This window comes from Photobacterium sanguinicancri (genome assembly GCF_002265265.1).
Classification (GTDB): domain Bacteria; phylum Pseudomonadota; class Gammaproteobacteria; order Enterobacterales; family Vibrionaceae; genus Photobacterium; species Photobacterium sanguinicancri.
This window is the reverse complement of the sequence record NZ_NOIF01000217.1, coordinates 1-7,290: the sequence shown is the minus strand read 5'-3', so window position 1 is coordinate 7,290 and position 7,290 is coordinate 1. Positions and strand designations below refer to the sequence as shown.

8 protein-coding genes are annotated in these 7,290 nt (G+C 40.4%); 6 read left to right on the top strand and 2 right to left on the bottom strand.

Features of this window, described 5'->3' with window-relative positions; genetic code table 11:
* Positions 1 to 362, top strand: a 362-nt coding sequence (locus ASV53_RS25595) for a hypothetical protein (RefSeq protein WP_439126498.1), incomplete at its 5' end; no start/stop codon positions are given.
* Positions 363 to 605: 243 nt separating this feature from the next.
* Here the strand turns inward: ASV53_RS25595 and ASV53_RS21455 are convergent.
* Together ASV53_RS21455 and ASV53_RS21450 are read right to left on the bottom strand one after the other, a co-directional pair.
* Positions 606 to 1,667, bottom strand: coding sequence for an IS91 family transposase (locus ASV53_RS21455; protein ID WP_094958604.1), 1,062 nt, complete (start codon positions 1,665 to 1,667; stop codon positions 606 to 608).
* Positions 1,664 to 2,554 carry a tyrosine-type recombinase/integrase gene (locus tag ASV53_RS21450; protein ID WP_094958603.1) on the bottom strand — a complete coding sequence of 297 codons (891 nt, stop codon included), beginning with the start codon at positions 2,552 to 2,554 and terminating at the stop codon, positions 1,664 to 1,666. The genes ASV53_RS21455 and ASV53_RS21450 overlap by 4 nt, the downstream gene beginning before the upstream one ends.
* Before the next feature lie 351 nt (positions 2,555 to 2,905).
* On the opposite strand from ASV53_RS21450, the gene ASV53_RS21445 reads away from it, so the two are divergent.
* The 5 genes from ASV53_RS21445 (at position 2,906) to trpS (ending at position 6,791) form a co-directional block, all read left to right on the top strand.
* The gene (locus tag ASV53_RS21445) at positions 2,906 to 3,871 is read left to right on the top strand and encodes a hypothetical protein (RefSeq protein WP_189337935.1); all 966 of its coding nucleotides are present in this window, start codon (positions 2,906 to 2,908) and stop codon (positions 3,869 to 3,871) included.
* Positions 3,868 to 4,248, top strand: coding sequence for a hypothetical protein (locus ASV53_RS21440; protein ID WP_094958602.1), 381 nt, complete (start codon positions 3,868 to 3,870; stop codon positions 4,246 to 4,248). The genes ASV53_RS21445 and ASV53_RS21440 overlap by 4 nt, the downstream gene beginning before the upstream one ends.
* A 635-nt stretch (positions 4,249 to 4,883) precedes the next feature.
* On the top strand, positions 4,884 to 5,165 hold the full coding sequence (locus ASV53_RS21435; RefSeq protein ID WP_094958601.1) for a type II toxin-antitoxin system Phd/YefM family antitoxin: 282 nt from the start codon (positions 4,884 to 4,886) through the stop codon (positions 5,163 to 5,165).
* The gene (locus ASV53_RS21430) at positions 5,162 to 5,449 is read left to right on the top strand and encodes a type II toxin-antitoxin system RelE/ParE family toxin (protein ID WP_094958600.1); all 288 of its coding nucleotides are present in this window, start codon (positions 5,162 to 5,164) and stop codon (positions 5,447 to 5,449) included. Before ASV53_RS21435 ends, ASV53_RS21430 begins: the two co-directional genes overlap by 4 nt.
* A gap of 292 nt (positions 5,450 to 5,741) precedes the next feature.
* Positions 5,742 to 6,791, top strand: coding sequence for a tryptophan--tRNA ligase (gene trpS, locus ASV53_RS21425; protein ID WP_189337936.1), 1,050 nt, complete (start codon positions 5,742 to 5,744; stop codon positions 6,789 to 6,791).
* The last annotated feature ends 499 nt before the right edge of the window (positions 6,792 to 7,290 follow it).

The window sequence follows — 7,290 nt, the reverse complement described above, 5'->3', positions numbered from 1 at the left end:
GTCATTTATTAGTAGAAGAAGCTTTAACTGATGCTTTAATTTTTAAAGCTGAAAATCCAAAGTACATAGTGGAAGCAAGGTTGACCTTTGCCAATAAATACAAAATGGTTCGTGCCTTTTATGATCATTCATGTGAATCATGGATTTGGACTTCAATATCAATGCTAAATAAAACACGAAACCGGTTAGCTCACAACCTAAGCCCTCAAGAAGTAGAAGAGGATATTAATCAATTTATCCTGTTTGTAAAAAATAACCAACCTATGTGGGTCGATGGAATGCTAACGGTTAATCATAGTAATTTCTTTTGGGCTATTTTTCTGATCTTTAGTGAAATAAGGTCATTAACTAGCATTGAGTAGCTGCCTAACAGATAAGGATATGTGTCGCGAAGCCGACACCTATCCGAAGTGTTGAACAAGCCCGAGCTACCTTATATAGGGAAATATTACGAAGAAATGGAAGGGTGATTGCAGATAAGCGGTTATCTTGAAGCGAGCACCGACCTTGGCTCAAGGCCAATAAACATAATTAACTGATTTTAATGTTTAATTATCGTTATCTCCCAAGCAAAAGCTAAACCATTATCCTTATATAACGCTATTTTATCTCGGTCGAAATACGCCAAGACAGCGCATTAAATGGTGACAACAAGGGCAAAAGTAATCCGCTTTTCGGCTGATGGGTTTATCTGCCTGTGCTGGCAACGTCAGTTGCCCAGCCAGCATAAAGACGAATTGGATGTGTTGCAGTTGGTGCTTTAAGTGACCGCGAAGTAAACCGTAATCACGTACACGTCTTAATCCCTTAGGTAATACATGCTGCAATATCAGCCAAAGAAACGTCACGACAGGTAATGTTCGAGTTTGATACGTTTTCGTCTGGCCATCTAAGTAGCGAAAAGTGATATTCCCGTTGTCTTCATAAAGAATATCGCTATCGGCTAATACGCCACGGTATAGGTATTTAGATAAATACAACAAAGCTGATTTCCCCCGACCAACATGACGGCAATCCACAACCCATTTGGGGGGTAATCGACGAGGTATCGCCAATTTTAGCGTGTCAGTGATATGGCTGAGTAAACGTGCTCGCCACACGTTAGCCAAAGCAAACGCGTTGAACAAATATTGATTTTTACAGTTTATCCATTGCTGTTTATTGGTATCAAAACCGCCGCCAGTGACAATCATATGAACATGTGGGTGTAAATCTCGGCGTCGATTATGCGTATGCAGCACCGACGTAAATCCGATAGTCTCACCCATGCTCTTAGCACGACTCGCGAAGTCTTTTATGATTGAGGCGCTGACCGTAAACATCGCTTGGTAAATCTGTTTTGGAAAGCTTTTCGCTAAGGGGCGAAGCGCCGCGAGTAAGGTAAACGTCACCATAAAGTAGTCGATAGGTAAGAGCTTACGTTGTTGTTTTTCAAGCCAATCAGACGTGGTTCTGTGCTGACACCGAGAGCAGTTACGATGTCCACAGGACATCGGAGATTGCACTCGATGTTCACAGTGCTGGCAATGCCACTGGCTGTAGCCGTTTTGTTCGGTCTGGCAGGTCAGCATCGCGTGAATTGCCACACGAATATCAGATGTCATCGATGAGGAATATGCTGTCATCAACTCATCAAGGTGGTCGTATAAAAGCGATTGGAACATCATACTTTCATCTCCCACATGAGGGTTAACTCGTTAGCGAGTTGGTTAATCGCCTGTGAGGTGTTTTTACGTGATATCTCGGTGAGGTGGGTGTAACGGGCCGTGGTGTTTAAACTGTTATGTCCGAGTAAATGTTGGACAGAACGTAAATCTAATCCTTGCTCTAACAAATGGGTCGCGTAGCTGTGACGCAGATTATGAGGGCTAATTGACTTGGTGATCCCACACTCGTTAATGACAACCCGCATGGCTTTTTGAACCCCGCCACGATCCATGAAATTATCCACAACCCGGTTGTGAGATGGAAACAAAAAGCGAGGGTGTTTGTGGGTTTGCCAGAAATAACGCAAGGCATACAAGGTACGTCGAGGCAGTGGGATGAAGCGATCTTTTCCTCCTTTGGCATTCCGAATGTGGACGAGCATGCGTTGGCTATCAATATCCCCGACAGTGAGGTTGAGCGCTTCGCCCAGCCGTAGCCCAAGGCTGTATATGGTTAAAAAGCAGACTTGGTAACGCAGTTGATGAGTGAAGCTGATCAGCAGACCCACTTCTTGCGGAGTAAGAATGTCAGGTAGTCGCTTGTTTTGTTGTGGTTTAACGATGTTAAGCCACTCCCATTCACGATGAAGTACATGCTTGAAAAAGAACTGTAAACCATTGCGATCAACCCTGACAGTACTCCAAGAATGGGTATTGAGAAGTTGAGCAAAGTATTGTTTCAGATCGTCGGTTGAGAGGGTGTCGGGTGCTTTATCAAAGTGGTGGATAATACGACGCACCGCACGTGAATAGGCGTCAATGGTTGCAGGGCGTTTACCTTGCAGTTTTAAGTTAGTAAGCTGTTGCTTATAAAGAACATCGGCGCGAAGTTGTTGTTCGGCATTCATGATAAATACTCCGTAGTGATTGGAGTATTAAGGGTAGTTTCTGAGTGTTTTTGCTTCACTCTGCCGCGTAGCGGCTTCGTTCAACAAAGCCATCAATACGACCACCAACGCTCGGCATTCTAGGTCTAAATTGGCTGTGGTGTTTTTGGTGGTCTATCAACATTATCGTAATACGTTGTGGCGTATTATGGCGAGCGTTATGCGAGGTGAATGTAAGCCATGAAATTACCTTTCAAAAATTGTGTTGTGAATGCGAAAATTGAAAGGAGTTGAGGATTGTTTTTATACACTGGTATTACTATTGGGTAGTGTGATTTCTAGATATTAACCAATAAGAATTATGGGTGTTAAATGAGTGAAATAATCCTTTGTAATCAACCTCTAAGTTTGGATGCTTTAGAGAAGAACTGCGGCATTGATATTATGGCAAATAGTCATAGTAATGAAATTAAGAATATTGAAGCCTATTCACCATATGCTTTAGGTGAGTTATCCGCAACTAGCAAAAAGCTACTGACTCACTTAAGGCCCAAAAATATTTCTCGTAACTTAACTCATTTGTCATTATCGTTAGGTAGTGAAAATGTAGTCAATGTATCTGATGTTACAGCTAAATTGTCTGAATATAATGTCGGGTTGCTTGGCGCTTCAACCAGTGTATATGCTAATAGAGTTGGCGGCTTTGTTGGCGATGTTAAAAGTTATCAAAATGCACTTATGGAGTATCAAAAAACATTAAAGTCAAATTCGGTTTTAAGAAATACAGCAAAGCAAAAAGCTTACCGTGCATTTAATAAAATGCAAAAAAGTTTTCAACATGAATTATCTGTTGTTTCGGCCAAATCTCGTTCGAGAAAAGGAACTCCTTTAACTAATCCAGTACGAGCTGCAAATATAATACGTAGTAGCCGCAATGTGGCTAAATTAAACCTTGTTAATGATGTACAAGCTAACAATTTAATCCGATTTACCAAGCATACAAAACTATTAGGTAATGGGTTAGCTGTGATCGATTTTGGCAGTAGGGTTGGTAATATTCATACTAGTTATGTGGCTGGAGACAATTGGGAGAGAGAGCTATTTATTGAGTCTACTAGTTTTGCTACTAGTGCCATAGCTGGTACTGCTGCAGTAAATGTTGGAACAGCTTCGCTAGGTTTCTTGGTTGTCGCGACTCCTATCGGTTGGGTTGGATTGATCGTTGGTGGTGTTGCTGTTGCAGGAGTTGCAGCAGGTGTATCAATGGGTGTTAATAGCTATGTGAAAGAAAACTCCGGTGACACCTATGATCAAATTATGAGATGGTTAGGTTTATGAGTTCAATCGAATCATTAATATTTGCTGTATTATTATTGAATAGTTTTATTTGTATGGTGCTTTACATTGCATTTGGCCAGATAACGGTTAGAAAATTGAGGCGGAACAAAAATACAAAAGATAGTTTAGGCATCGAATACGCTAGCGGTTGGGATATTATAAATGTAGCTCAGGCTTTATCTTTACCTACGTACATCATACGTAAATTAAGAAGTAGTTCTTTATCTCCTTTATACGCGGATAGAGAAGTTTTAATTGAAAATACTACTAGGTTTGATCGATTGTTGGCTTTTGTCTTTTACTGGTTATTAATGTTTACTGGGGTCTCATTACCTTTACTCGCATTAGCTGATTACCTGGATCTGTTTAGTGTTTAATTTAGACAACTCTCGCCTAACACATATGAGCCTTCGGGCGTCAAGCGGAAAAGTGGCTCCTATCGACCGCGTAAGCGGTCGACTAAAAGTCGATTAACAAGCGCGTCCTCTTCGTAAGTCAGAATGGCCTTCAAGTCACGCTTGCGGCAAACACATATTGAGGATCTCTTACGCAGTCTCAACTGCTGCCTGTTTAGTTGCATTCCATTGCGGTGAAACAGGGCCGCTAGACATTTATCGGTTAACCCACATCTGGCACTATTCAAAGAGTGATGGCTACGACATTCGTACCAGTTAGTTTCAGGCTCAGTGCGGGTGCAAACGTTCTTGTTAATCGTATTAATGCACGTTAGTGAAAGGGCTAATCAAAGCATCGTGCTCTGCTTTATTTGTACACGCGTCAGTTGTAAGGTCATGGCCTTATCTCATGGGTTAATGACAGCGATTCGTACTCGACCATATTGGCACAGTTAGGCGATGAGCCTCTTTCACTGCGTGACTAACGCTTCATAAATTGATCTTCATTGAATAGTGTTTTGTTCCTTATGTTCGGCGTTATAATTTTTCTTAGTATTGCTGAATATTTATACTTGCACTATAATTGGTACAAAATTAAGTACAACTAAGGTGTTATTATGACTCGACTAAGATTAGATCAAGATATTCAACCACTTTCAGAGTTTAGAGCTGGCGTAGCTTCGTTTATTCGTCAAATTAACGAAACTCGTAGACCTTTAGTAATTACTCAGCGTGGCAAAGGTGTCGCTGTTGTTTTAGATGTTGCTGAATATGAAGCAATGCAAGAAAAAATAGAGTTATTGGAAGAATTGCAGCAAGCTGAAGCTCAAATCGCTAGTGGCTTCGGTTTATCAAATGAAGATGCTCGTTCTAAAATCTTGGGACGTTTACGTTCATGAATGTTGTTTGGTCGCCGCTTGCTTTAGACAAAATAGGGCAGACAGCAGAATACATTGCATTAGATAATCCATCTGCGGCAGAAAAATGGGTTAATGACGTATTCGACAAAGCAGAGAATTTAGGTTCATTTCCAGAGTTAGGTCGCCTTGTTCCTGAGCTAAACAGAGCTAATTATCGTGAAATTATTTTTGGTAATTACCGCATTATTTATAGCGTAACGTTAAGCATAAATATTTTAACGGTTCGTAACTGTAGTCAATTGCTGACTATGGCTGATATATAAAATTCTAACAAATGCATCAACACGATTTTCTACACTCGCGGTTTTGGTTTTAAGGGTAATTGGTTTAGTCAGTAATACGTTGGCGCAACTTATGCCAGACGGTATACCCACGCAAGCAAAACTCCATTTGAATTGTTTTCCGGTGAGTGGTAGGTTAAAACAATGCAAGTAAATCATACGTTTAATCTAATCTCAGTTTCATGGTGGCGTTCTATCTTATAGAGCGGCGCTGAATCACATTTGTTCAAAGCCGTCGGAAGACTGCTTATGAATAACGCAATTTATGTCTCCGATGGTACAATTTAGGAGTCACATTTTGCATAATCAAATACATACCGTTAAAAAAGAAAAAGTGTTAACTGGTGATAGAGCTACAGGGCAGTTGCATCTCGGACACTTTGTCGGTTCACTTCAGCAAAGGGTCGCATTACAAAACGACTATGAACAAACCATTTTGGTTGCCGATTTACAAGGTTTAACTGATAACGGTCACAATCCCCATAAAGTATCTTCCAATATTTTGAATGTTGTTGCTGATTATTTAGCCGTTGGCATTGACCCACAGAAAACGACAATCTGCTTGCAGTCTGCGATCCCTGCATTATCTGAATTGACAATGTATTACTCAAATTTAGTGTCTGTCGCTAGATTACAGAGAAATCCAACAGTTAAAAATGAAATTGCAGGTAAGTCATTTGGAGGCTCAATTCCTACGGGTTTCTTAACATATCCGATTAGCCAAGCTGCCGATATTACTGCATTTAGAGCAACGCTCATCCCTGTTGGTGATGACCAGTTACCAATGATTGAGCAAACGAATGAAATAGTGAGAAAACTAAACCATATAGCCCAAGATGATATTTTAGTTGAGTGTAGACCGTTATTAAGCAAAGTCCCTCGTTTACCAAGCACGGATGGTAAAAGTAAAATGTCTAAATCAATGGGTAATTGCATCCTCTTAAGCTCTGGAGAAAAGGATATATCAAAGGCGGTAAAATCAATGTATACCGATCCTAATCACTTAGCCGTTGAAGACCCAGGTAAAATTGAAGGTAATGTTGTTTTCACATATCTAGATGCATTCCATCCAGATTCAGCTTATGTTGATGATTTAAAGATTAGGTACCAAAAAGGTGGTCTAGGAGATGGGGCCACAAAAAAAATTCTTGAAGAATGCTTGCAGGAAACTCTAAAGCCAATTAGAGAACGTAGAGATACATTCATATCAGATAAAGCTCAATTGATTGAAATTCTTCGTATTGGTAGCGAAAAGTCACAAGATGAATCAAATCAAGTGTTAGGTAGCGTTAAACGAGCATTTGGTCTTAATTTGTTTCGGTAGTCGATATCAAGGCGTGGGGATCAAATGCAATCAAGGTGATGCTGGACACTCGTCGATTTAATTGGCTTTATTGAGTAAACAATAATCCACTTTATCAAGGAAGATATTCAAGAAAGCCAGCCTGTATTAGCATCAAGATGGTCACGAGTTGGTGCTTCAATTCTTGATGTAGTTATTCTCAGTGTTGTAATACTTCCTGTAGCTTACTTCACGGGTGGATTTGATGGACTTAGTCAGGAGCCACCAGTTGAGAGTCCCTTTATATACCAGATCATAATAGCTGTTCTTGGTTGTGGTTTATATTGCATTGTGAATGTTAGGGCATTGATTTTCCTGCGTCTCGTGTAGAATTTGAATATCACGCATCTAGCTTTCAATCTTTTGTGTTTGTGGTGAATTCATTTGATCTGAAGGTAAGGTGCGTGTCTACTTATAGAGCTACAAAGGTATTTGGTGTGTGGGGCGTAAGTGCCAAGCGTTATGAACCAGAAGTAAGTCA

What these genes read in the sequence shown, in the direction of transcription:
- ASV53_RS21435 (WP_094958601.1), top strand. Translation starts at nt 4,884, where the DNA reads ATGACTCGACTAAGATTAGATCAAGATATTCAACCACTTTCAGAGTTT.
- ASV53_RS21450 (WP_094958603.1), bottom strand. Translation starts at nt 2,554, where the DNA reads ATGAATGCCGAACAACAACTTCGCGCCGATGTTCTTTATAAGCAACAG.
- ASV53_RS21445 (WP_189337935.1), top strand. Translation starts at nt 2,906, where the DNA reads ATGAGTGAAATAATCCTTTGTAATCAACCTCTAAGTTTGGATGCTTTA.
- trpS (WP_189337936.1), top strand. Translation starts at nt 5,742, where the DNA reads ATGGTACAATTTAGGAGTCACATTTTGCATAATCAAATACATACCGTT.
- ASV53_RS21455 (WP_094958604.1), bottom strand. Translation starts at nt 1,667, where the DNA reads ATGATGTTCCAATCGCTTTTATACGACCACCTTGATGAGTTGATGACA.
- ASV53_RS21430 (WP_094958600.1), top strand. Translation starts at nt 5,162, where the DNA reads ATGAATGTTGTTTGGTCGCCGCTTGCTTTAGACAAAATAGGGCAGACA.
- ASV53_RS21440 (WP_094958602.1), top strand. Translation starts at nt 3,868, where the DNA reads ATGAGTTCAATCGAATCATTAATATTTGCTGTATTATTATTGAATAGT.